Source organism: Bacillus sanguinis (assembly GCF_018332475.1).
Taxonomy (GTDB): domain Bacteria; phylum Bacillota; class Bacilli; order Bacillales; family Bacillaceae_G; genus Bacillus_A; species Bacillus_A sanguinis.
In genome coordinates this window covers 1-25,310 of sequence record NZ_BOQB01000029.1, presented here as the reverse complement: position 1 = coordinate 25,310, position 25,310 = coordinate 1, and the positions used below count along the sequence as shown (strand labels likewise).

The window sequence follows — 25,310 nt, the reverse complement described above, 5'->3', positions numbered from 1 at the left end:
CACTTACATAAGGTAATTAAATAACAAAAAGTTTTTTGTATCTTTACTTAAGGTATCTATTGGAACTTTTTATTAGAATAAGAATTTTTGTGATGATGAATAATGAATATGATAAGAAAGTTTAGGTGAAGAAAATGGGATTATTTAGCTCGTTATTTGGTAAAAAAGAAGAAAATACAAAAATAGAGGAGAATAAAACAATGTCAAAAGTATTATTTGTAAAAGCAAACGATCGTCCAGCGGAGCAAGCAGTTAGTTCAAGAATGTATGAAACATTTGTAAGTGCTTATAAAGAAGCGAACCCAAATACAGAAATTACGGAGTTAGATTTATTCGCATTAGATCTGCCGTATTACGGAAATATCGCTATTTCAGGTGGATACAAACGTAGTCAAGGAATGGAGTTAACAGCAGAAGAAGAGAAGGCTGTAGCTACGGTAGATCAATATTTAAATCAGTTCTTAGAAGCTGATAAAGTTGTATTTGCCTTTCCACTATGGAACTTCACAGTGCCAGCGCCATTAATTACGTATATTTCATACTTATCTCAAGCTGGAAAAACATTTAAATATACAGCAAATGGCCCAGAAGGTTTAGCTGGTGATAAGAAGGTCGTTGTATTAGGCGCGCGTGGTTCAGATTACTCTTCAGAACAAATGGCTCCTATGGAAATGGCAGTTAATTATGTAACAACTGTACTTGGATTCTGGGGAATTACAAATCCAGAGACTGTTGTAATTGAAGGGCACAATCAATATCCAGATCGTTCACAACAAATTGTTGAAGAAGGTTTAGAGAACGTTAAAAAAGTAGCGGCGAAATTTTAATTGATAATACATGCAAAAAACCAACATGGATGACCATGTTGGTTTTTTAGTCTATTTCTATGTTAAAAAATGTATATTTATAAAATAAAAGAAAAGTTTGAAAATAGTATTGCAAAATATTATATTTCAAACTATAATGAGGTCAAGAATAGTTGATACTTAAGTTAAAAATTCAGAAAATTCAATTAGTTAAAAATGGAAATGAGATAAAAGGATTGGAATGGAGGTTATATTATGACGAACAAAGTACCGTTTTCGTTCATAGTAGTTATTGGATTAATGTTATTCGCACTATTTTTTGGAGCAGGAAATTTAATATTCCCGGCAATGTTAGGGCAATCGGCAGGAGAAAATGTATGGATTGCAAACGCTGGATTTTTAGTAACAGGTGTAGGTTTACCGTTGCTAGGAGTATTAGCATTTGGTATTTCAGGTAAAGAGGATTTACAATCGTTAGCAAGCCGCGTGCATCCAGTATTCGGAATTGTATTTACGACAGTTTTATATTTAGCAATTGGTCCGTTATTCGCTATTCCGAGAACAGGCAGCGTTTCTTATGAAATTGGTATTAAGCCGTTCGTGTCAGAAGGTTTCAGTTCTACAGCACTTATTCTTTTTACAATTGTATTTTTTAGCATTACTTGTTTTTTTTCGCTAAATCCCGCGAAAATTGTCGATATTGTAGGAAAAATCTTAACGCCAATTAAATTAACGTTTATTGGAATTTTAGTAGCATTTGCTTTTATTCATCCAATGGGAGAAATGCAAGCACCTGCAGAGGCGTATACATCACATGCGTTCTTTAAAGGGTTCCAAGAAGGTTACTTAACAATGGATACGTTAGCATCATTCGTATTTGGTATCATCATCATAAATGCGATTAAAGAAAAGGGCGCAAAAACAAAAAAAGATATTATGATTGTTTGTGCAAAAGCAACATTGATTGCTGCATCTATTTTAGCAATAATCTATTCAGCACTTTCATTTATGGGAGCTTCAAGTGTTGCAAAACTTGGCCACTTAGATAACGGTGGTGCTGTATTAGCAAAAGTTTCAAACTATTACTTCGGGTCATACGGCGGAATTATATTAGGGATTATGGTTATAGCAGCATGTTTAACTACTAGTGTTGGACTAGTCTCAGCGTGTTCTTCATTTTTCCATAAGCTATTCCCGAACGTTTCTTATAAAAAGATTGCAATTATATTATCAGTGTTCAGTGCAGTTGTTGCGAATGTAGGTTTAACACAATTAATCGCAATTTCTGTTCCAGTATTAATCGCAATTTATCCATTAGCAATTGTATTAATTTTCCTAACACTCCTTCATCCATTATTTAAAGGACGAGCAGAAGTGTATCAAGGTAGCTTATTAATAACATTTATTGTAAGTATGTTTGATGGATTAAATGCAGCTGGTATGAAATTAGCAGTAGTGAACGATATTCTTGCTAAGTTACTTCCAATGCATGAAGTTGGATTAGGCTGGATTTTACCAGCACTTATTGGCGGACTGATCGGATACGGCATTAGTATTGTGAAAGTAAAAAATCAAGTTCAACCAGCAGCTAGTGCAAATAAGAAAATAGGTTAAATAAAAAAGTTATAGAACTTGTTTCTATAACTTTTTTTGTTACTATTAATAATGAAAGAAAATAAAGTAGTAGGGGAAATAAAATGAAAAAAACAATTGATCATATCGGCATCGCAGTTCGAGATATAGATAGTACGATACGTTTTTATGAAAAGGTGTTGTTAGGAACTTTAATAGATCGTTATGTAAGTGAAGCTCCTGGTGTTGAAAGCGAAGTAGCCATTCTTGAAGTGGATGGAGATAGAATTGAATTACTTGCGCCTACGAATAATACGACATCTCCAATAGCACGCTTTATTAAACAAAAAGGTAAAGGTGTTCATCACATTGCGTATCGTGTCGATGATTTAGATGTGGCTCTAGAAGAGCTAAAAGAACAAGGTATTCGAACGTTAGAGCATACACTTCGAATTAATAAGCACGGTAGAAGATTAATATATCTTAACCCCGCGGACACAGAGGGAACAATCATTGAGTATTGTGATTATCCGGAAGAGAAATAAAGAAATTTTATGATGGAAGAAGGGTATTGCGTAAAAACGTAATACCTTTTTTATTTATGTATTTCACACTTTCTTCACAAATGATTCACGATAACTTTTCTTCTTCAGAAACTTACATAAATATATTTTATGATATAATAACAATCGACTTTAAAAATGTAAGTTGTGTCTATGAAGGTAGTTACTATTGTATTGGAAGTTTAGAGGTGAGAGAGAAATAAAGAATTACACTGTATAAAAATTTATATTTAATCAGGTTAATATTTCGGTGGAGAATCGAACTTGGGAAGGTAAAGGAAAATATAGTGATGAGGAAGAAAGAAGTGAAATGATTGTGAAAGTAATGAAAAGGTTAGGGGCATGGCTATTAATTGCATGTGTACTTATCATATCGATGCCGAAAAGTGCATCTGCTCATGCGTACATTGTGAAATCAAACCCTGCTGAAAATGAAACGTTGAAGAAGGCACCATCTGTTGTGAAAATTGAATTCGATGAGGATATACAAGTTTCGCATTTTAATACATTGTTTGTAAGAGATACCTCAGGTACAAGAGTAGATCAAAAAGATGCTCATATTGATAAAGAAAATAAAAAATTAATAGAAGTAGGGTTAAAAGAAAATTTGAAAAACGGACTCTACTCTATTCAGTGGAAAGTGATTTCAGCTGACGGGCATCCTATTCAAGGAGTTATTCCGTTCCGAATTGGATCAGAGGAAGCGGGAGCAGACGATATACAAGTAGAAGAGATGGGGTATGTCCCGCAAATAGATATGATTATGGAACGTGGGGTTCTATATACAAGTTTCTCACTATTTATAGGCGTGCTATTCTTTAATCTTATTATATATAAAGGGAATGCAACCTCGGTTCGATTAAGGAGTAAGAACATAATATGGATCTCATTATTGGGTATATTGATTAGCTTACTATTCAATCTACCATTGCAAGCGAAAATAAATGCTGATGTTTCATGGTTAGAAGCATTCAATCCGTTACTATTAAAAGAAACATTACAGCTTTCTGTTTTTGGATATGTATGGATTACTCAAATGGTTCTTATTAGTTCGCTTATAATTGTTACGTATTTTGCGATGAAGTGTGAGAAGCTGTCGTCGTTTAAAGTATGGAGCATTCCGATACTATTGTTTATCGGGATACTTGTTATGAAAGCCTTTAATAGTCATGCATTTGGTTTAAAGTTTAAAGAGATTGCGGTCGTTATGGACTTTCTACATTTATTCGCAGCTTCGTTATGGATTGGTGGTCTATCATCTATTGTTCTCCTTTTACGTAAAGAGGATGATAAGTGGGGTGTGTATTGGGATATGATTAAGCGCTTTTCACCGTGGGCAACAGGTGCTGTCGTCGTAATTTTAATAACAGGTCTTTTTAACAGTACATTCTTTATACCAACAATCCACTCGTTATTTGATACGAAGTATGGATTAGCTTTATTAGCGAAGATACTTTTATTCATTTTCATGGGGATATTGGGAATTGTGCATTATGTGAAAGGGAAAATGAGAGCGGAGCAAGGATTAGGCGCTACGGTGAAAGTAGAGTTTATCATTGGAATTACCATTTTCGTAATCGTAGCTTTTATGACAAACGTACAAACACCACCGATGCCTCCTACTGGACCTTTTACAGAGAGTAAACAATTGGATAATGGATATGAAATGACGCTAAATGTAAGTCCTAATAAAGTAGGACAAAATACATTCCATATTACTTTAAATGATGAGAATGGAAACCCTGTTACTGATATGGAGCAAATTATTTTAACTACACAATCATTGGATATGAACATGGGAAAAGGTTCATTTAAAGTTTCGGCCGTGTCACCAGGAGAATATGAAGCGGAAGGTATGTATATTAACATGACAGGAAACTGGAATATACAAGTGCATGGATTAACAAAATCTCTTGATAGCTTTGATACGGATTATAAATTTATAGTAGGCGGCAGATAAAGAGAAGGTATAGATAAAAAGGAGCTAATAGAAAATGAAACGTATAAAAAAATTTGGCACAACAATGATCGCAACAATTATTGCAATGGTGATTTTTTCGTTACCTGTTAGTGCGCATGTTACTGTGAAACCAGCAACTTCGGACGTTAACTCTTGGGAGACTTACACGATAAAAGTACCAGTTGAAAAGAATGTAGCAACGACAAAAATCACATTGAAAATACCGTCTGGAGTGGAGTTCCAACAGTATGAACCAGTGCCAGGATGGAAAGTGGAAGAGCAAAAAGATAATGCTGGAAAAGTGAAAACAGTAGTATGGGAAGCAACGGGAGAAGGGATTTTACCTGGTCAGTTCCAGCGATTTACTTTCGTCGCTAAAAACCCTGATAAAGAACAAAAAATAGCTTGGGATGCATATCAACAATATAAAGACGGAGAAATTGTTGAATGGACAGGGGATGAAAAAGCTGAAAAACCACATTCACTTACTACAATTGCAAAAGGTACGTCACTAACAGGAGAACATGGTGAAGTGTCTAGTCTAGAAAAGAATGAAGCTACTAGTAATATACAATTGATAGCGATTGTTTTATCTATTTTGGCGATTGTATCGTCGGTAGGTGCGTGTGTTTTTGTAGTACGTCGTAAAAGATAAGTAAGATTGAAAGGTCTCATCGTAAATAATGAGACCTTTTTTATTAGGTCTATGGATTAGAAGGAATGAGGATATCGGCACTATTATAGCCACTCTATAATGAAATTTATTGATGTCTGGAATTTAATTGACGATTATGAAGTCTTCCGGCAGGATATCATGTTCGAGCCAGTTTTCAATTATAGTATTAAATAGTATGGGATTTGCTAAAGAGATGCCATGTCCAATTTCAGGAATGATAATACCTGTGCAATTCGTATTATTTTCAAGGATTTCAGTCATTGAGTCCTTCATAATTCTTTTTTCTTTGTCTCCAACAGTTACTAATATATTACTATTAGCATCTTTGAAACTTTTTGGTATTGTAAACGACATATTTTCTTCTAATATCCTTACAAATGTATTTTTGTTTATTTGACAACTGTCATGATAATAGTTATCAAACTGTGTTTCATCTATGTACATTGATTTTGCTTGTATTTTGGAAAATGTCTTACTCTTTACTAAACAGTAGGTTAAGCTAAGAGAGCTTATTAATGTTTTAGAGAAAGGAATTGGTTTAACTAATGCGCTATTTATCATAGCATATTGAATTAAGTTTGGTTTCATGCTGAGCATAGCAATTAATACTTGAGCGCCTAATGAAAACCCAATTACTATAACAGTTTTCCCTTGTCCTTTTTCTTCAATTAGTTCTATGATTTTTTCAGCACTAAAGTTTATTGAGAAAGGATCTTTACTTCTATTTTTTCCTTGCTCAAGTAAATCAGGAACAAGGCAGTGATAGTTAGTAAAATGTTTAATTTGTTTGTCCCACATCCAACCACTGACTCCGCCCCCATGAATAAAAACCATAAGTGGTGAGCTTGAATATCCAAATTCTTTATACTGTAAAACCATATAAGGCCCCCTTATGATTAGAATTGTTAGTCCATTATAGTAGAGGTAATATTCTTACTACTTAAGTATAATCATACAATAAAAAAGAAAAAAATTCCTTTTAATACAACTCTCCGTAACTGAACTGTACTGATAAAAGGGTGAAAAAGAGCCTACAAACAGTAGGCTCTTTCCCATATTTATTTCACTTCAACCTGCTGCCTCACAGCAAGTGTTTTCGGCTGTATATTTACGAAACAAATACTCACCACAATAAATAATAGTCCGATGAATAAGCTAATAGTAATGGCCTCATGTAAGAAAATTGAACTTACAATAATAGCGATTAGTGGAATAAGAAATGTATAAGCCCCAACTTTACTTGCTTCACCAGCTCCAACAAGAGTAAAGTATGCCAGCCATCCCATTGCAATAACGAAGAATGAAATAAAGAGTAGTACGCTAACAAATGGTATACTCCAAGCGATACTAGACCAGCTTTCAAACTCTGAACCAAATCCAATTAAGCAAAGTCCACCAATAATGAGCTGAAGTGTTACCATCCAAATGGAATTAACGCGGTGCCCAGTCTTTTTAATAAATACTGTTCCAAGTGCCCAGCCAATCGCGCATCCTATCGCGAGAAGGATTCCGATAATAGAAATATGTCCAGTTAAACTACTAGAGCTAATCACACCTACGCCAATAAATCCAAGAACAAGCCCGAAAATTTTTAACCCGTACATAGATTCTTCAAGCCAAATCCATGAGAAAATGCCGAGTAAAACTGGTTGTAGAAATACGATGGCGGAAAATAGCCCAGCAGGCATATATTGAAGTCCGACAGTTTGTAATCCGTAAAATATAATGATGTTAAGTAAAGAAGAAATAACGTATAAATGCCAAGTTTCTTTTAAGTGTAACTCTTTGTATTTCGGTAATGCGAAAAGGAGTAAAATGAATCCTCCAATTAAAGTTCGAACGCCTGCAAATAAAACGGGTGGTGTATAATGCAGGGCAAACTTAGATAAAGGCCAATTGATTCCCCACATGAAAACGAGAAAGGTAAGGATGATGGCCGTCTTAGTTCGAGAAAGCTGTGTCACGGTAAGACCTCCTTGTTGTTATTCATTTCACTATGATATGATATCGACTGTAATAAATAAAATGAATCTTTTTTATAAGGAGTATAAGTGATTAGTTATGACCATTACACAACTGCAAGTATTAATAAAAACTGTTGAGTTAGGTAGTTTTACGAAGGCTGCCAGAGTGTTAAACATGACGCAGCCAGCAGTCAGTCATGCCATTTCAAGTATTGAGTTAGAGTTAGGAGTTACGATTCTTATACGTGATAAACGAAAAGGGCTAATTGTTACGGATGTAGGAAACAGAATTCTTGTACATATTAGAGAGATTTTGAACGGTGTAGAGAAGATTGAACAAGAAGTTGCGATGGAGAAAGGACACGAAGTGGGGACGATTCGAATTGGGAGTTTTCCGAGTGCTTCGGCACATTTCTTACCGAAAATGATAAACCATTTTAAGGAGAAGTATCCGAACTTAGAGGTCGTTCTTTGTGAAGGAACAATTAAAGAAGTTGAAGATTGGTTAATATCGAGGGTTGTTGATATAGGAATTGTTATTTTGCCTAATAAAGAGATGGAGATAGTCCCATTAACGAAGGGAAAAATGGTTGCTATCTTAAGAGAGGATCATCCTCTTTGTAAGAAAGACTCTATTACAATTAGTGATTTAGAGAATGAACCGATCATATTATGTAAGGGCGGATACGAACCACCCATTATTGATATGTTTAAACAAGCCAACGTACCACTTCGGGCTGAATATGTAATATCGACTGTTACTACAGCTTTAAATATGATTCAGGAAGGGTTAGGTATTGCAATATTAGCTGAATTATCTTTAACGAATTTACCACAGAATGTGCAAACGAGAGAATTGGAACCGCAAGTATGGAGAGAAATTGCTTTAGCTGTTCCTTCATTAAAGGATTCTTCAATCGCTGTGCAGCTATTTATTGATGAATTTCAAGCGCTATTTGCAGAATAACAACAGGTGTCTCATATATCATAATGGGGCACTTTTTAATTTGCTTATAAAAAATATATGAAAAGGATTGACTTATCTTTTTGTTGTAACTATAATGATTACATCGAGGTGGTGATTACGATGAAAATTAGCAGCCGCTTTTCTATAGCTGTTCATATTTTATCTATTTTGAAAAACAATCCATCTTCACTTTGTACTTCAGACTATATGGCGGAAAGTGTAAATACGAATCCAGTAGTCATTCGTAAAATGATGTCGTACTTGAAGCAAGCTGGATTTGTATATGTAAATCGTGGCCCAGGTGGTGCGGGATTATTAAAGGATTTACATGAAATCACATTGTTGGATGTGTATCATGCAGTAAATGTAGTCGAAGAAGATAAGCTATTTCATATTCACGAGCAACCAAATCCAGATTGTCCAATTGGAGCGAATATTCAAGCTGTATTAGAAGTTATATTAATACAAGCGCAATCTGCGATGGAAGAAGTTTTAAGAAATATTACGATGGGGCAGTTGTTTGAAACTTTGCAAGAAAAAATGAATGCTTAAATCATATTTATATTTTTTTATCATTAATGTAACTATTTTGATTACAACAGTAAGGGTAAGGTGTGAAAATTATGACTGTAAAAATGAAAGTATACTCAGATTTTATATGTCCATTTTGTTTTTTAGCAAAAGGTCCATTAGATGAGGTAGCGAAAGAGAATGATGTAGAGATTGAATGGATGCCATTTGAATTACGTCCAAGTCCATATTCAAAAATAGATCCATGGAATGAGCCGGAAAAATTAGGTTCATGGGATGCTTTCATTCTTCCAACCGCGAAAAAGTTAGGAATCGATATGCGTTTGCCGCGTGTTTCTCCGCATCCATATACACATTTAGCTTTTGAAGGATGTCAATTTGCGAAAGAACGTGGGCTTGGAAATGAGTATCATCACCGCGTATTCACAGCATTTTTCCAAGAAGAGCAAAACATTGAAGATATTAATGTTTTAACAAAATTAGCGGTAGAAGTAGGTCTTCCTGAAGCCGAATTTAAAGATGCTTTAGTAAATCGTAAATATAAAGAAAAGCATCAAGAAGCAATTCAGCACGCATATGATGAAGCGAATATTATGGCTGTTCCAACTGTCATGATTGGAGATGAAATCATTCAAGGACTTGCTAGTAAAGAAACGCTACAAAGAGTCATTGATAAAGAAATTGAAAAGGAAAAAACAAATTCATTTGAAGGTATGCAGTGTAATACAGATGGATATTGCTAATTCGCTTGTTATGAAATAACAAAATAAATTATAAAACAAATATTTGGAGGAATTAACATGTCAGCAACTACAACAAACTTAAAAGAAGCAATCGTGAACCGTCGTTCTATTCGTAAAGTAACAAAAAACGATGCAATTACGAAAGAAAGAATTGAAGAAGTTTTACAAACAGCTTTACACGCACCAACATCTTTCAATATGCAAAGTGGCCGTATGGTTGTATTAATGGATGGAGAGCATGAAAAGTTTTGGGATATTGTTAAAGAAACACTAAGAGCCCGCGTACCAGCAGAAAACTTTGAAGCGACTGTAGAAAGATTAAAAGGTTTCCATACAGGTGTTGGGACTGTGTTATTCTTTGAAGATCAAGCGACAGTAGAAAAAATGCAAGAAAATGCACCATTATATAAAGATCAGTTCCCATTCTGGTCTCATCAAGGAAATGCAATGTTACAACATACTGTATGGATGTTATTATCAGCTGAAGGAATTGGTGCATCCCTACAACATTACAATCCAATCGTAGATGCTGAAGTGAAAGAAACTTGGAACATTCCAGCAGAGTGGAGCTTAGTAGGACAAATGCCATTTGGTGAGCCAAATGAACAACCGGGAGAAAGAACTTTCTTACCTACTGAAGATGTAGTGAAATTTTATTAAGAAGTATAATATGTAAAGAGTGAAATAAAAGGAGAGTACAGCCATAAATGTACTCTCCTTTCGTATGTAATGTTAAACTGTTACTGCAAGCGCAATTTCCTACAGAGGAATCGAAGTCTTTCCCTACAATTAAAAATCTATTATGTTTTTGAAATGACAGTAAACATCCCCGTCATGTTTGGTGAGTAATCTTTAAAATCAAATTTCTCATAGAACGATTTTTTACCTTCTGATGCAAACAAACCGACAAACGCCTTATCAGGGGCATACTCATGTAAGTATGAAACTAAACGATGCATGATTTCTTTCCCAATACCATGTTTCTGGTAGTTTGGATGAACTACTATATCTTGAATATAGAAATAGATAGATCCATCACCAACAATTCTCCCCATGCCGATCATTTTTTCATTATCATTGACTGTGATGCAGTGAATAGAATTTTTCAGTGAAGTTTCCGCCACTTCAAAATTCATATAATTAGTCCATCCAACAGAATCGCATAAATATTTATACTCTTCCAATGTAGGACTGTTATGTTTAAATTCATATGTTTTCAAAATATATCCTCCAAGTTCTTAAATTCAACAAGTATATACATTCGACATTTTTTTATCTTTTCCTCTTACGTAATTGCCCTTAGGTATTGAATTTCGGACAGTTTCCTTATTTGTATTAATTTATAAGGGTTTAGGGAAAAAATATAAGAAATAATGCAGTAGAAAGGGAAGTGGAAAAATGAATGATGAGAAAAAATATACAGTGGTAGGTACTGATGTTGAGGAAGTAAAACGTTTAAATAGAGATTCAGGATTAACGTATAATCAAGTGAAGGAGTTATTAGCGAAGCAAATACAAAAAAAGAATGAATTAAATTGAAATTCTTCATTTTTTCATTTAGCATTTTAATAAGAGAGGGTTACAAGGGTAACTCTCTTTTTCAATACAATTGAGCAGCTTTTAGAGTGGAGGAAACAACATGAAAAAGTGGGTAAAGATAACGTTGTTGGTGAAAAGGAACTGTTCAATATTGGATATGCGTATGAGCAGCAGTCTAAAAATAGAAGATCACCAAAACTGTAAAAGAGTAAACGGAAAAAGAGTTTCACTGAAATAGGTTTGTAGGCTGGAATGAAAAGAATCTAACAATATGAAAAGAAAAAAGGATTCTTCTCAATTAGTAAGAAAGATTGTCTATAGAGGTTCATAAAATGTAATATATTCAATTTCCATCCATTGAAGGGGGAGGTTAAATCTTAATGAATGAAGTGAAAAATTTCTTTCGAAGTAGAGGGTTCCAACGGTTTCTCGTTTTAATAATAGTTGCGCTTGTCTTATATGGATTAAAAAGTATGATCAATTTAATATTAATTACGTTTATACTGACATTTTTAATGGATCGGCTTCAACGTTTTATTTCAAAGAAGTTAAAAGTGAATCGGAAAATTGTTATCGCATGTTTGTATATCATATTAGTTACTTTTATCGGCACAACATTATATAAATATTTACCTGTGCTAACGATACAGATTTCCCAATTGATTTATCAGTTTAGGTTGTTTTTTCAAAATCCACCTGATAATGAGATCATTAAATATGCACTTTCAACAATTAATGGGATGGAAGTATCAAAATATATAGAACAAGGTGTAGATGTCATCTATCAATCGATTGCAAATATAGGGAAGGTAAGTTTACAAATATTATTGTCTCTCATATTAAGCTTATTTTTCTTATTAGAAAAAGAGCGTATTATTACATTTACTTCTAAATTTAAAGATAGTAGTCTGAAGATTTTTTATGAGGAGATTGCATATTTTGGTGAAAGGTTTGCAAGATCATTCGGTAAAGTAATTGAAGCACAGTTTTTAATTGCGGTTTTCAATTGTGTACTCACTGTAATTGCATTAATCGTCTTAGGATTTCCGCAGCTTCTCGTATTGGCTGTCATGATTTTCTTACTAGGATTGATTCCTGTTGCCGGTGTAATTATTTCCTTGTTTCCACTTTGTATTATTGCTTATAACGTAGGAGGAGTTATGTACGTTGTATACATACTTGTGTTCATTACAGTAATCCATGCTCTTGAAAGTTATTTTTTAAACCCAAAATTCATGTCTGCGAAAACAAATTTACCAATCTTTTATACATTTATGATTCTCATTTTTTCAGAACATTTCCTTGGAATATGGGGGCTTATTATTGGGATACCAATCTTTATCTTTTTATTAGATGTACTTAATGTAAATAATGAGGAATCGATTAAAAAATAGAAAATAACTGATATTTTCAATGAGCGAACAATCAAAAAAAGCAATCCAAAATAAATTGGATTGCTTTTTACTATACATATTAAAGAACTGGAGCCATTGTTTCTTTCAATACTTGAACAGAGTGATCGAATTTTAATTCTTCTTCTTCACTTAATTCCACTTCTAAAATTTCACGAACACCGCTGCGATTTAAAACAGCAGGTACGCCGATATAAACATCTTTTTGACCGTATTGACCTTCTAAGTAAGCTGATACTGTTAATACGCTATTTTCGTCGTTTAAAATAGCCTTTGTAACACGTAGAAGTGACATACCAATACCGTAGTAAGTTGCACCTTTTCGCTCAATAATATGGTAAGCTGCATCACGAACGTTTATGAAGATTTTGTCTAAATCGTCTTGTGTGTATGTGTTGTCTTTATCAAGAAGTGTTTGTAGTTTTTGAATACCAACTGATACGTGACTCCAAACAGGAAGTTCCGTATCACCATGTTCTCCAATAATATAAGCATGAATGTTGTGTGGACCAATATTGAAGTACTCACCTAACATATAACGGAAACGAGCGGAATCAAGTGTTGTACCAGAACCAATTACGCGTTCTTTTGGTAAACCAGATTCTTTCCAAGTTACGTAAGTTAAAATATCGACAGGGTTAGTTGCGATTAAGAAGATACCATCAAATCCGCTATCCATAATACTGCGAACGATTTGTTTAAAGATTTTTGCGTTTTTCTCAACTAAATCTAAACGTGTCTCGCCTGGTTTTTGTGGTAATCCAGCCGTAATGACTACAAGATCAGCGTCTTTACAATCTTCGTAGCTGCCTTTCCATACTCTAGTTGGAGCTGGTGCAAAAGGAACAGCATGACTTAAATCCATTGCTTCTCCTTCAGCTTTTGCCTCGTTTACATCAACTAAAACAAACTCTTCAGCTACAGCTTGGTTAATCATGCAATAAGCGTAACTACATCCAACCGCTCCTGTTCCTACTAATACAACTCGGTTAATACCTTTTTTCATTTCAAAATTCCTCGCAATTTCATTGATTTTATTATGTAAGATAATACGTCTTACTTCTATAGATTCATATCTAGTTTATTACATTTTATAAAAGATATTCAAGTATTTGAAAATGTATCCGTGCACTTTCTTGCACGAAACATAGGAAGTAAGTTAACTGAATATAATGCAATAAAATCCTTTATCAAAGGGGAAAAGGGCATGATACAGCCATTAACGATGGAAAGAATGCTCCATATTATTAATGTGGGGCTCGTTAAAACGAATAACCAAAAGCAAATTATTATTGTTGGTGCAGGGATTTCAGGGTTAGTTGCAGCATCGTTATTGAAAGAAGCAGGGCATAACATAACAATTTTAGAAGCGAATAACCGAATAGGCGGAAGAATATATACGATTCGAGAACCGTTTAGTAGAGGTTTATATTTTAATGCAGGGCCGATGCGAATTCCTGAAACGCACGAGTTAACTTTAGCGTACATTCGCAAATTTAAATTACCGTTAAATCTTTTTATAAATAAAACCGCATCAGATATTATTTATACGAATAATATTAAAACAAGATTGAGCTTGTTTGAAAAAAATCCAAGTATACTTGGATACCCCATTTTAGAGAATGAAAAAGGGAAAACGGCAGAAGAGTTAATGTTAGTATTATTAGAACCCATACTAAATTTTATAAAAAAAGACCCTAATAAAAACTGGCTTATCGTTGAAAAAAAGTATAATACGTATTCGCTTGGTTCCTTTTTAATGGAGTATTATTCAGATGGAGCAATAGATATGATTGGGGTACTTCTAGATATGGAAGCGTATATGGGAATGTCTTTAATTGAAGTATTACGTGAAATGATCTTTTTTACTTCAACGACAAAATATTATGAGATAACAGGCGGAATGGATGCATTACCAAATTCATTTTTACCGGAGTTACAAAATAATATTTTTATGTCGTATAAAGTAGAAAAAATTATACAGGAAGATAATAAAGTAATGATGCAAGTAATACATGAACAAACGTTACATTCATTTATGGTAACAGGTGACATTGCTATTGTCACAATTCCGTTTTCGGTGTTACGATTTGTAGAAGTTCAGCCATTGCATTTATTCTCTTATTTTAAAAGACGAGCAATTCGTGAATTAAATTATATTGCTGCAACTAAAATTGCGATAGAGTTTAAAAGTAGATTTTGGGAAAGAGTCGGGCAGTGTGGTGGGAAATCTATTACGGATTTACCGATACGTTTTACATATTACCCGAGCTATGGCATTCAGTCATCAGGAGCAGCTATCGTTATAGCAAGTTATACGTGGGCAGATGAGGCTTTAACATGGGATAGTCTCCCGCATAGAGAGCGTATTCGTTACGCATTGAAAAATTTAGCCCAAATATATGGGAATGTAGTCTATAGTGAGTTTATAACAGGGGAATCTTTTAGTTGGAGTAAGAATCCGTATTCTTGCGGGGCATTTACAGCTTTTGAACCAGGCCAAGAGCTAGAGTTATTTCCGTATATTACGCCGCCAGCTGGCAAAGTGCACTTTGCAGGAGAGCATACGACATTAACGCATGGATGGATGCAAGGAGCAATAGAGTCTGGAATTCGAGTTGCTTATGAAGTAAACGAACAGTGAAGATATATTTACAAATCACTATTCTTTTAATAGAATAATTAATATAAATCGTAATTATTACGCTTTGAATACGTTTGAAGTAAAGAAATGGATGGTCGATCAAATGAATAAAGTAGAAATTCATATATTAGGTGGCTTTTTAGGTAGTGGAAAATCAACATTATTACAAAATTTATTGTTAGCGGAGAAAAAGAAGAATAGAAAAGTTGCAGTATTAATGAATGAAATTGGTGAATACTCGGTAGATACAGATATTATTGGAAAAGAGAATGTTTTAAGAGAACTTCTAAAAGGATGTATTTGTTGTACGCTAAAAGAAGAGCTTGAAATACAATTGCATTCATTATATCAGCAAGAAAGACCAGATGTCATTTATATTGAAACGACAGGTGTTGCACATCCAATTGAAGTGTTGGATGCGTGTGTTTCACCAATTTTAGCACCTTTCTTAGAAGTGAAATCAATTGTAGTCGTACTAGATGCAGTAAGGTGGTTAAATCGAAATGTATTAAGTGCAAACGTTCAGCAATTATTGCATGAGCAACTGAAGTTTGGTAGCCATATTTTAATTAACAAATCAGATTTACTCACAGATTCGGATAAGAACAAAATAATAGAAGAAGTAAAAGCGATAAATAATCATGCGAAATTGTTTGAAACAAAATATTGTAATATATCTTTAGAAGACATAGAAGAAGCTGAATTTACGAATGATGGAGAACATGAGCCACTACATGTAAAACAGCATTTACATATACAAACGATGACATATCAATTTACGAAATCGATTGATCAAGATAATTTATATGAATGGCTTTCAAATTTACCAGATAGTATTTATCGTGTAAAAGGATTTGTGAAATTCCATGGAGATAAATACCCGCACCTATTCCAATATTCGTTTGGTGTACCAACTTTACTGGAACAAGACTTCGGTTTCCCGACGAACTTGGTAGTAATAGGGGAAGGGCTAAATAAGAAACAATTGGCTGAAGGGTTAGAGAAAGTAGAACTTAATTCTAATTCTAATTAAGATTAAAGGACTAACTTCAAATTAAGTTAGTCCTTTTTTATATGTAGAAAAACGCTTGCAGATTTTGTCTAATAAAAATAATTGTAAAATTCAGAAATATATTTATAATCAAATCTAAGAGGTGATTCAGGTGTCAGAAAAAATAATAATGGATGTAAAAAACTTAACAACAAAAGGATTAGAAACGAGAGAGAAATTATTGTGTGCTGCAGAAGAGGTGTTTGGTAGTAAAGGATATTACGAGGCTTCTATTGTGAATATTACACAAGAAGCAAAGGTAGCGCACGGAACTTTCTATAATTACTTTCCATCTAAAAAAGATATATTTGATGAATTGATTCGCAGATTGAACCGTGAGTTACGCTTAATTATTAAAGAAGAAATGAAGGGAATATCAAGTTATGAAGAGGCACAAAGAAGAGGTTTTCAGGCTTTTTTTCGATGGGTGAAAGATCGACCTAATCTATATAACATTGTACAACAGGCAGTAGTTGTTGATGATAACTTATATAGATGGTATTATGCAAAGCTCGCAAATGGATTTTTAAAAAGTTTATCGGCTGGTATGGAAGCGGGTGAGTTTAAACAACTTGATAAAGAAACAATTGCGTATTGTCTTATGTCAATTGGGCAATTTCTAGGAATGCGATGGGGCTATTGGGAAGAGAAAGATGTTCCGGAAGATGTATTTGAAGCAGCGATGTCATTAATATTTGAAGGATTGAGAAAGAGATAAGGGAGTGGGGAAAATATGCAAGGCATTGCTTATTGGATTGAAAAACGGTCCTATTTACATCCAGATCGCATTGCCATTATTACAGAAGAGGAGGAAATGACATATAAACAGTTACATGAGTATGTAAGTAACGTAGCAGCCTATTTAATTTACGATTTAAATGTGCAAAAAGGAGAAAGGATAGCTATTTTATCACAAAATAGCTTGGAATATATTGTACTTTTGTTTGCTATAGCAAAGGTAGAATGTATTGCTGTTCCACTTAATATACGATTAACAGAAAATGAACTTATATTTCAGTTAAAAGATAGTGAAACTACAGTTTTATTTGTAGAGGAAACATTTCAAAATATGGCACTGTCAATGCATAAGGTATCGTACGTACAAAGAGTTATTTCGATTAAAAGTTTAAAAGAAATAGAAGATAGAAAAAGTGACAACTTTGAAGAGATAAATGAAAGCGCATCCTTTATTATATGTTATACATCAGGTACAACAGGAAAACCGAAAGGAGCCGTACTTACACAAAAAAATATGTTTTGGAATGCACTAAACAATACATTTGCGATTGACTTAACTATGCACGACCGCTCTATTGTATTATTACCTTTATTTCATATTGGTGGAATTGGTTTATTCGCATTTCCAACTTTATTTGCAGGTGGCGTAATCATTATTCCAAGGAAATTCGAACCAACCACAGCTCTTTCCATGATAGAAAAACATAAAGTAACTGTAGTGATGGGGGTACCTACAATTCATCAAGCATTAATTAATTGTGCAAAGTTTGAAACTACAAATTTACAATCCGTTCGCTGGTTTTATAACGGTGGTGCTCCATGTCCAGAAGAGTTGATGAGAGAATTTATAGATAGAGGATTTTTATTTGGGCAAGGCTTTGGTATGACTGAAACATCACCAACCGTATTTATGCTTTCAGAAGAAGATGCAAGACATAAAGTAGGATCAATTGGGAAACCAGTTCTGTTTTGTGAGTATGTACTTATTGATGAAAACAAAAATAAAGTTGAGGTTGGTGAAGTTGGAGAATTACTTATAAGAGGGCCGAATGTAATGAAAGAGTATTGGAATCGGCCAGATGCAACAGAAGAAACGATTCAAGATGGTTGGTTATATACGGGAGATTTAGCTAAAGTTGATGAAGATGGTTTTGTATACATTATCGGTAGAAAAAAAGATATGATAATTTCCGGTGGTGAAAATATTTATCCACTTGAAGTAGAGCAGGTCATTAATAAGATTTCGGAGGTATATGAGGTAGCGGTCGTTGGTAGGAAACATGTAAAGTGGGGGGAGATTCCAATCGCCTTTATTGTGAAAAAGAGTAGCAGTGAATTAACTGAAAAAGAAGTCATTGAACATTGTCGTTTATTTCTAGCAAAATATAAAATACCGAAAGAGATTGTTTTTCTAAAAGAATTGCCTAAAAATGCAACGGGTAAAATTCAAAAAGCACAGTTAGTAAATCAATTGAAAAGTAGGTGAAGAGATGACGATGTATAGTACTGGTCAACAGGCGTCATGTAGTAAAACAATTACAGAAACGGATTTTGTATTATTTGCAGGTTTGAGTGGGGATTTTAACCCAATCCATATTGATCATGAGTATGCGAAACAAACTAGATTTAATCAAAGAATAGCACATGGTTTACTAACTTCTAGTCTTTTATCACAATTACTTGGTATTCATTTACCTGGAAAAGGATCTGTTTATATGGAACAAACTATTAAATTTACAGCACCAGTTTTTATAGGAGATACAATTACAGCTACGGCTACTGTACAAGAATTTATGATAGAAAAGAGAGTTTTGAAATTGTTAACGGAGTGTCATAACCAAAAAGGAGATTTAGTATTAACAGGTATAGCGACCATGATGGTGCCAAAAGAAGGAGGAGTAGTCTAATGAATATTGGGATTGAAGCGACTGGTGTTTTCTTCCCAAAAGATGTAGAGACGGCCGCAGACTTATCTCAAAAAACAGGTATTCCTGAGAATGTTATTATAGAAAAATTTGGGTTGTATGAAAAACATGTTGCAGATGAAACGATGCATGCATCAGATTTAGCTATTGCTGCTGCAAAGCCAATATTATTACAAGTAAATCCTCAGTCTATTGATGTAGTCATTTATTTTGGCAGTCCACATAAAGATTACCACGTATGGTCTAGTGCCCCAAAAATTCAGCATGAACTTGGATTGGAAAATGCTTATGCTTTTGAAATTATGAATGTTAGTTCTTGCTTTCCAATCGCTCTCAAAGTCGCAAAAGACATGCTTTACTCCGATAACTCAATTGAAAATATATTATTAGTAGGTGGATGTAAAGAATCTCAAATTGTAGATTATGATAATCCACGCTCGCGTTTTATGTTTAATTTCGCTGATGGGGGAAGTGCAGCTTTAGTGAAAAAAGAAGCTAAAAACGGTGAAATATTAGGAAGTGCGATAATAACAGATGGTTCATTTCATGAAGATGTTCGTATCCCAGCTGGTGGATCGAAGCAGGTTGCAAGCTATGATACAGTTGAGAACCGACAACATTATATTGATGTAATAGATCCTAATAGTATGAAAGAACGTCTAGACCGGGTTTCAATCTCTAATTTTGATAAGGTTATTAGGGAGGCGTTAAGAAAAAGTGGATTTACTCCTAAAGATATTAAAGTATTGTTACCCCTGCATACAAAACGTTCTATGATAATAGAATTGATACAGGGACTAGGGCTAGAAGAAGAACAAGTTGTATATTTAGATCATTATGGACATATGTCAGCACTTGATCCTTGCATTGGTCTTCACTTTGCAAATGAACAGGGAAAATTACAGCCTGGAGATATTGCAGTAGTAGTTAGTGCAGGGACTGGGTATACGTGGGCAGCGACTGTGATTAGATGGTGAAAAATACTAGATGAGTATATGATAAATGGAGGTATTTGGAAAGAGGCGGCGAATGTAAAGGTACTTCATTAAATTTTTTAACAGATTTGTTTGTATGATTCAAAGAAAAAGTCATAATTACGGATGGGTAACTTTGGCGTGTTTGATTCTATCAGAAAGAAAAGTGTGGGGAGGATCACAATGTCGATGAAAAAACGTAAATGGCTAAGAATGATGGCTACTGGTTGTGTTTTAGGTTCGTTATTAATAACGGCAGCTTGTTCAGGAAAGAAAACAAGTACAGAGGATGAAAAGACGATTAAGGTAGGGGTTCTTGCATCATTAACAGGTCCATTAGAATCGTATGGAAAACAAACAATGAATGGATTTGAACTAGGATTAGACTATGCAACGGGTGGAACTGGGAAAGTGGAAGGGAAGAAGATTAAGTTTGTTGTAGAAGATACGGAAACGAAAGCTGATGTAGCAGTGAAGAAAGCTACGAAGTTATTAGAAGAAGAGAAAGTTGATTTTTTAGTTGGATCGTCTAGTTCAAGTGATACATTAGCGGTTTTACCACTAGCTGAAGAATATGAAAAAATAATGATTGTAGAACCAGCAGTCGCTGATAGTATTACCGGGAAGAACTGGAATAAATATATTTTTAGAACAGGTAGAAATTCATCTCAAGATGCAGTCGCTGGTGCTGCAGCAATTGCTAAAAAAGATGTGAAAATAGCAACGTTAGCACAAGATAATGCTTACGGTCGTGAAGGAATTGCGGCATTTAAAGCTGGAGCGAAGAAGTTAGGTGCAAATATTGTAAACGAGCAATATGCTGATACAAATTCGACTGACTTCACGGCTAATATTCAAAATATCATTAGCTCAAAACCAGATTATTTATTTATCGTTTGGGCAGGGGCAAATTCACCTTGGAAACAGTTGAAAGATATGAATGTAGAAGCGCAAGGTATTAAAATTTCTACCGGTGCACCAGATATACCGGCATTAAAAACGATGGATGCGTTAGTAGGAATGCAAGGTTTTTCTGTTTATTATCATACCCTCCCGAAAAATAAGGTGAATGATTGGTTAGTGGAAGAACATAAAAAACGATTTAATGGTGCGGTACCAGATTTATTTACAGCGGGTGGAATGTCAGCGGCAATTTCTATTGTAGAAGCTTTAAAGAAATCAAAAGGGGATACAGATGTAGATACGTTGATTAAGAAAATGGAAGGAATGGAATTTGATACACCGAAAGGAAAGATGAAATTTAGAGAAAAGGATCACCAAGCGCTGCAGACACTGTATTCTATCACATTGAAAAAGCAAGATGGTTTTGACTATCCGGTGCCAGTATTAGAGCGAGAATTAACAATGAAAGAGACAGAACCACCAGTTCAAAATAAATAGACTGAATTTTCTGTTGTTTTTGTATAAAGAGGGGGACACCCTCTTTATACGTATTTCTTTCAAATTTAAAGCTTTAAAGGGAGGGATTTCGTGACACATTTGCTAGAAACGAAAAATCTAAGCGTATCTTTTGGTGAACATCATGTTATTAAGGATGTGAATGTAACAGTACAAAAAGGAAAGCTCATTTCCATTATTGGACCAAACGGTGCAGGAAAGACAACGTTATTTAATTTACTTAGTGGACAAATTTCTCCAACAAAGGGTGAAGTGTATTTTAAGGGACAAGAGATTACGAAATTATCAATTTCGGATCGAACTCGATTAGGAATTGGTCGTTCTTTTCAACTTACAAATATATTCCCAGAGTTAACGGTACTTGAAAATGTTCGTTTAAGTGTTCAATCATTCGTGCAAGATTACTATAGTTTTTTTCCGAGTTCGGCAAAATATAAACAACAAGTGGGAGAGGCGAGACGTGTCTTAAAAACTGTATTACTTCAGGAGAAAGAACATGTATTAGCGAAAGATTTAGCGCATGGAGAAAAACGAAAGTTAGAGCTTGCAATGTTATTAGCTTTAAAAACAGATGTGTTACTACTTGATGAGCCGACGGCAGGTATATCAGTTGAGGAGGTACCGGCTATTTTACAAGTGATTGAAAATATTAAGAAACATCCAGAGAGTACAATTGTACTGATTGAACACAAAATGGATATGGTACTAGGTTTGTCAGACCATCTTATCGTTTTGTTTCATGGAGAGTTATTGGCTGAAGGTTTGCCTGAAGAAATTATGAAAGATGAGCGTGTACAAAGTGCTTATTTAGGAGGATTATATAGTGGCACTATTACAAGTGAATAATATAGAGACGTATTTAGATCAGTTTCATATTTTACAAGGGGTATCTCTTGCTGTTGAAAAAGGAACGATTACTGTACTGTTTGGAAGAAATGGAGCAGGAAAGACGACGACGTTACGTTCGGTTATGGGATTTCATCATATCGCACATGGTGAAATTTATTATGATAGCACACAAGTAAATGGATTACCTACACATTTAATTTCAAGAAAAGGAATAGGGTATGTACCAGAAAATCAAGGTATTTTTCACGATCTGACAGTAGAAGAAACATTCGCTCTTGCTAGAGGGAAGGGTGAAGAAGCGGAAGAAAAAATAGAATGGATGCTTGAATTATTTCCAGATTTAAAGCTGTTTTGGCACAAAAAAAGTGGGCTCTTAAGCGGAGGACAAAAGCAAATGTTAGCAATTTCAAGAGCATTTATTAATAGTGATGGTTTATTACTTATTGATGAACCGAGTAAAGGCTTGTCTCCTATTATGATAGAAAAATTAATGATAGCCATTTTGAAAATGAAGGAGAAAACAACAGTTTTACTCGTTGAACAAAACTTTATGATGGCTAGTCAAATTGGTGATTACTTTTATATTATGGATAACGGAAAAATTGTTCATAACGGTTTTATGCATGAATTAAAAGAGGATAAGGAAATGTGTCATAAATATTTAGGAATCTCTTAACATGAATCCGGGGTGAGAAGGATGGATGTGTTAATCAATTTATTTGTAAATGGGATTTCAACAGGGATGCTCATTTTTTTATTAGCATCAGGTCTTTCACTTATTTTCGGTTTAATGAGCGTTCTAAACTTTGCACATGGTGGATTATTTGCCTGGGGAGCGTTTACAGGTGTTTGGCTATTTAATATGACAGGTAGTTATGTATTAGCGTTAATTGGGGCAATCGCTATGGGAATGTTCCTTGGATTCATTTTAGAAAGATTCCTTATTAGACCGGTATATGGAAATCATGTTCGCCAGCTTCTTGTGACGCTTGGAGGAATGCTTGTACTTAGTGAATGTATTAAAGTATTTTGGGGACCTAATCCAATTGGTGCTAAATTACCGTTATGGTTACAAGGTAGTTATACATTTGAAGGAATTATATTAATTAAATATCGTCTATTCGTTATTTTAATTGGGATCATCATTTACATTGCCTTACTATTATTGCTCAAAAAAACAAAGATAGGTCTTATGATACGCGCAGGTGTAACAGATAAAGAGATGGTTCAAGCGCTCGGTATTAACGTAAAAGCGATATTTTCTTTCGTCTTTTTATTAGGAGCAGGGATGGCTGCGTTGGGAGGATTCTTATTAGCACCGTATTCAGGCGTTATTTTCGCTGAGATGGGTATGCAGTATGCGATTTTAGCTTTCATAGTAGTAATCATTGGAGGGTTAGGAAGCGTACAAGGTTCAGCAATCGCTTCTTTAATTGTCGGATTAGCTGGTGCTTTTACAGCGTATTTTATACCAGATTTATCACTTGCAATCAATATGTTAATGTTACTATTTTTCTTAATCGTAAAGCCAAATGGTCTTGTTGGTGAAAAGGGGTGAAATGGTGAACAGCACATCAAATCGAATTAAAGTATACTTCGGAGTATGTATGCTCATTTGTTTAAGTGTATTTCCATTCGTAAATGATTCACGGAGCTTGTTAATTTTGTTCACTCAAATCTTCATCTTTGCTATTTTTGCAATGAGTTTTGATGTATTGCTTGGATATACAGGAATTGTATCATTTGGCCATTGTATGTTCTTTGGAATAGGGGCATATGGCGTAGCGATTTTATTTGATCGGCAAGGAGTATCCATAACGAACTTTATTATAGGGATAGTAGCTGCAATTATCATTTCAGCAATTGTTAGTTATATAATCGGTTTGCTTTCATTAAGGCTGAAAAGTCATTTTTATGCAATGTTAACACTTGCTATTTCACAGTTATTTTTCGTACTTGCTGAAAAATGGCGTGGGCTCACTCACGGAGGGGATGGTTTTACATTTGGTGTACCAGATATATTCCGTGATCGTTTTACCTTTTATTATGTAACACTTATATGTTTAATTGTTATTTTTATTCTGTTACGTCTTTTCACAAAATCTTCTATTGGAAAAGTATTAAAGGCAATTTCACAAAATGAGCAACGTGTGGAAGCACTAGGATATAAAGTTCTTCATTATAAAATTATTGCTAGTATTGTGGCGGGAGTAGTAGCTGCAATTAGTGGTGGTTTATTTGTTATCACGTTGCGCTTTGTAAATACGACTGTATTTTCAATTGAAATGACATTAAATGCATTATTGATGACGATGATTGGAGGCGTTGGAACGCTAATTGGAGCAATTGCTGGAGCAGGAATTATTGAATCACTGAAATATTATTTATCAGAACTAGCTACAGCGTATCCGATTTTTGAACGATGGACGATTATTCTTGGTTTATTGTACATTATCGTCTTGCTAGTTTTTCCGAAAGGATTAGTTGGAACGATTAAGCGGTTGAAGAATATGAAACGGAGTAAGAAGGAGAAAAGTGCAGAAGTGGAGCAAAACGCGTGAAAAATCGATTGTATAGAATATGAAAATCCCTCTTTTAGATTCGTAAAGGAGGGATTTTTATTGGTGTATGTAATTAGTTAGTTTAAAGATATTATCCTAATCAAATAATTCATTAGGTATTTGTTTTAAAGAGTTTTGATTTGTAAAAAAGTGAACAGCTAATTTCTCAATTGGAACATCTTCAATGGGCACTAAGTTATCATTTTTAATCGGTAAAAAGGCTATTCCTTTACCGTCCTGAATAAACTCTTCCATAAGCGAATAAGAATCTAATTGTTGAAGTTGAGATAAATTATTATCTGTTAGAAATTGTATCGTCTTATTTCTAAAAGGGCACTTTTTGTCATTACTAACGAAGAAGAGTTCCTTTGAATAGTCAATGATAGGCGTTCCTTTCGCTTGTAATAAGCCTACGG

The 25,310-nt window shown here is 34.3% G+C and carries 26 protein-coding genes and 1 pseudogene; 22 read left to right on the top strand and 5 right to left on the bottom strand.

The annotated features are described in order from the left end of the window. Positions 1 to 134: 134 nt before the first annotated feature. The 5 genes from KI369_RS04635 to KI369_RS04615 all read left to right on the top strand — a co-directional run bounded on the left by KI369_RS04635 (position 135) and on the right by KI369_RS04615 (position 5,556). Positions 135 to 827, top strand: coding sequence for an FMN-dependent NADH-azoreductase (locus KI369_RS04635; protein WP_212955190.1), 693 nt, complete (start codon positions 135 to 137; stop codon positions 825 to 827). 234 nt (positions 828 to 1,061) lie between these two features. Continuing rightward, complete coding sequence (brnQ, locus tag KI369_RS04630) at positions 1,062 to 2,420, top strand: branched-chain amino acid transport system II carrier protein (RefSeq protein WP_212955189.1); 1,359 nt, start codon at positions 1,062 to 1,064, stop codon at positions 2,418 to 2,420. Between the two features lie 83 nt (positions 2,421 to 2,503). Next, complete coding sequence (locus KI369_RS04625) at positions 2,504 to 2,923, top strand: VOC family protein (protein ID WP_212955188.1); 420 nt, start codon at positions 2,504 to 2,506, stop codon at positions 2,921 to 2,923. Between the two features lie 328 nt (positions 2,924 to 3,251). Beyond that, complete coding sequence (locus tag KI369_RS04620; protein ID WP_212955192.1) at positions 3,252 to 4,901, top strand: copper resistance CopC/CopD family protein; 1,650 nt, start codon at positions 3,252 to 3,254, stop codon at positions 4,899 to 4,901. 34 nt (positions 4,902 to 4,935) lie between these two features. Beyond that, a complete protein-coding gene (locus KI369_RS04615) occupies positions 4,936 to 5,556 on the top strand; it encodes a YcnI family copper-binding membrane protein (RefSeq protein WP_212955187.1) in 621 nt (206 codons plus the stop codon). Between the two features lie 123 nt (positions 5,557 to 5,679). Here the strand turns inward: KI369_RS04615 and KI369_RS04610 are convergent, their stop codons facing one another. Both KI369_RS04610 and KI369_RS04605 read right to left on the bottom strand, forming a co-directional pair. Further along, positions 5,680 to 6,456, bottom strand: a complete 777-nt coding sequence (locus KI369_RS04610; protein WP_087931633.1) for an alpha/beta fold hydrolase — start codon at positions 6,454 to 6,456, stop codon at positions 5,680 to 5,682. A gap of 179 nt (positions 6,457 to 6,635) precedes the next feature. Then, positions 6,636 to 7,541 (bottom strand): DMT family transporter, encoded by a 906-nt coding sequence (locus KI369_RS04605; RefSeq protein ID WP_212955186.1) that lies wholly within the window; start codon positions 7,539 to 7,541, stop codon positions 6,636 to 6,638. 97 nt (positions 7,542 to 7,638) lie between these two features. Between KI369_RS04605 and KI369_RS04600 the strand changes: the two genes are divergently transcribed. The 4 genes from KI369_RS04600 to KI369_RS04585 all read left to right on the top strand — a co-directional run bounded on the left by KI369_RS04600 (position 7,639) and on the right by KI369_RS04585 (position 10,442). After that, positions 7,639 to 8,508, top strand: coding sequence for a LysR family transcriptional regulator (locus KI369_RS04600; protein ID WP_212955185.1), 870 nt, complete (start codon positions 7,639 to 7,641; stop codon positions 8,506 to 8,508). 120 nt (positions 8,509 to 8,628) lie between these two features. Next, the gene (locus tag KI369_RS04595) at positions 8,629 to 9,060 is read left to right on the top strand and encodes an Rrf2 family transcriptional regulator (RefSeq protein WP_063261795.1); all 432 of its coding nucleotides are present in this window, start codon (positions 8,629 to 8,631) and stop codon (positions 9,058 to 9,060) included. A gap of 71 nt (positions 9,061 to 9,131) precedes the next feature. Next, on the top strand, positions 9,132 to 9,782 hold the full coding sequence (locus KI369_RS04590; protein WP_212955184.1) for a DsbA family oxidoreductase: 651 nt from the start codon (positions 9,132 to 9,134) through the stop codon (positions 9,780 to 9,782). A 57-nt stretch (positions 9,783 to 9,839) separates the two neighbouring features. Further along, a complete protein-coding gene (locus KI369_RS04585) occupies positions 9,840 to 10,442 on the top strand; it encodes a nitroreductase family protein (protein ID WP_076536822.1) in 603 nt (200 codons plus the stop codon). Between the two features lie 140 nt (positions 10,443 to 10,582). Here KI369_RS04585 and KI369_RS04580 read toward each other — a convergent pair whose 3' ends face one another. Next, complete coding sequence (locus KI369_RS04580; RefSeq protein ID WP_212955183.1) at positions 10,583 to 11,002, bottom strand: GNAT family N-acetyltransferase; 420 nt, start codon at positions 11,000 to 11,002, stop codon at positions 10,583 to 10,585. A 178-nt stretch (positions 11,003 to 11,180) separates the two neighbouring features. Between KI369_RS04580 and KI369_RS04575 the strand changes: the two genes are divergently transcribed. Together KI369_RS04575 and KI369_RS04570 are read left to right on the top strand one after the other, a co-directional pair. After that, on the top strand, positions 11,181 to 11,321 hold the full coding sequence (locus KI369_RS04575) for a hypothetical protein (protein ID WP_186327132.1): 141 nt from the start codon (positions 11,181 to 11,183) through the stop codon (positions 11,319 to 11,321). 380 nt (positions 11,322 to 11,701) lie between these two features. After that, on the top strand, positions 11,702 to 12,715 hold the full coding sequence (locus KI369_RS04570) for an AI-2E family transporter (protein WP_212955182.1): 1,014 nt from the start codon (positions 11,702 to 11,704) through the stop codon (positions 12,713 to 12,715). Positions 12,716 to 12,794: 79 nt separating this feature from the next. On the opposite strand, the gene KI369_RS04565 is transcribed toward KI369_RS04570, so the two are convergent. Next, positions 12,795 to 13,739 carry an L-lactate dehydrogenase gene (locus KI369_RS04565; protein ID WP_212955181.1) on the bottom strand — a complete coding sequence of 315 codons (945 nt, stop codon included), beginning with the start codon at positions 13,737 to 13,739 and terminating at the stop codon, positions 12,795 to 12,797. A 201-nt stretch (positions 13,740 to 13,940) separates the two neighbouring features. Between KI369_RS04565 and KI369_RS04560 the strand changes: the two genes are divergently transcribed. The 11 genes from KI369_RS04560 to KI369_RS04510 all read left to right on the top strand — a co-directional run bounded on the left by KI369_RS04560 (position 13,941) and on the right by KI369_RS04510 (position 24,894). Continuing rightward, positions 13,941 to 15,377: a flavin monoamine oxidase family protein gene (locus tag KI369_RS04560; RefSeq protein WP_212955180.1), complete on the top strand. Its 1,437-nt coding sequence runs from the start codon at positions 13,941 to 13,943 to the stop codon at positions 15,375 to 15,377. A 103-nt stretch (positions 15,378 to 15,480) separates the two neighbouring features. Next, positions 15,481 to 16,410: a CobW family GTP-binding protein gene (locus KI369_RS04555; RefSeq protein WP_212955179.1), complete on the top strand. Its 930-nt coding sequence runs from the start codon at positions 15,481 to 15,483 to the stop codon at positions 16,408 to 16,410. 130 nt (positions 16,411 to 16,540) lie between these two features. Then, positions 16,541 to 17,146, top strand: coding sequence for a TetR/AcrR family transcriptional regulator (locus KI369_RS04550; protein ID WP_001290799.1), 606 nt, complete (start codon positions 16,541 to 16,543; stop codon positions 17,144 to 17,146). 15 nt (positions 17,147 to 17,161) lie between these two features. Then, entirely contained in the window at positions 17,162 to 18,652 is a 1,491-nt protein-coding gene (locus tag KI369_RS04545) for an o-succinylbenzoate--CoA ligase (RefSeq protein WP_212955178.1), read from the top strand. Between the two features lie 4 nt (positions 18,653 to 18,656). Then, the gene (locus tag KI369_RS04540; protein WP_002052284.1) at positions 18,657 to 19,073 is read left to right on the top strand and encodes a MaoC family dehydratase; all 417 of its coding nucleotides are present in this window, start codon (positions 18,657 to 18,659) and stop codon (positions 19,071 to 19,073) included. After that, positions 19,073 to 20,068 (top strand): 3-oxoacyl-ACP synthase, encoded by a 996-nt coding sequence (locus tag KI369_RS04535; RefSeq protein ID WP_212955177.1) that lies wholly within the window; start codon positions 19,073 to 19,075, stop codon positions 20,066 to 20,068. Before KI369_RS04540 ends, KI369_RS04535 begins: the two co-directional genes overlap by 1 nt. 180 nt (positions 20,069 to 20,248) lie before the next feature. After that, a complete protein-coding gene (locus KI369_RS04530; protein ID WP_212955176.1) occupies positions 20,249 to 21,466 on the top strand; it encodes a substrate-binding domain-containing protein in 1,218 nt (405 codons plus the stop codon). Between the two features lie 90 nt (positions 21,467 to 21,556). Then, positions 21,557 to 22,330, top strand: coding sequence for an ABC transporter ATP-binding protein (locus KI369_RS04525; protein WP_212955175.1), 774 nt, complete (start codon positions 21,557 to 21,559; stop codon positions 22,328 to 22,330). Next, a complete protein-coding gene (locus tag KI369_RS04520; protein WP_212955174.1) occupies positions 22,308 to 23,009 on the top strand; it encodes a branched-chain amino acid ABC transporter ATP-binding protein in 702 nt (233 codons plus the stop codon). Before KI369_RS04525 ends, KI369_RS04520 begins: the two co-directional genes overlap by 23 nt. Positions 23,010 to 23,030: 21 nt before the next feature. Continuing rightward, complete coding sequence (locus KI369_RS04515) at positions 23,031 to 23,891, top strand: branched-chain amino acid ABC transporter permease (RefSeq protein WP_212955173.1); 861 nt, start codon at positions 23,031 to 23,033, stop codon at positions 23,889 to 23,891. Between the two features lie 49 nt (positions 23,892 to 23,940). Next, positions 23,941 to 24,894: a branched-chain amino acid ABC transporter permease gene (locus KI369_RS04510; protein ID WP_212955191.1), complete on the top strand. Its 954-nt coding sequence runs from the start codon at positions 23,941 to 23,943 to the stop codon at positions 24,892 to 24,894. A 96-nt stretch (positions 24,895 to 24,990) separates the two neighbouring features. Here KI369_RS04510 and KI369_RS04505 read toward each other — a convergent pair. After that, positions 24,991 to 25,310, bottom strand: a pseudogene (locus tag KI369_RS04505) (LysR family transcriptional regulator); the annotation flags it as partial.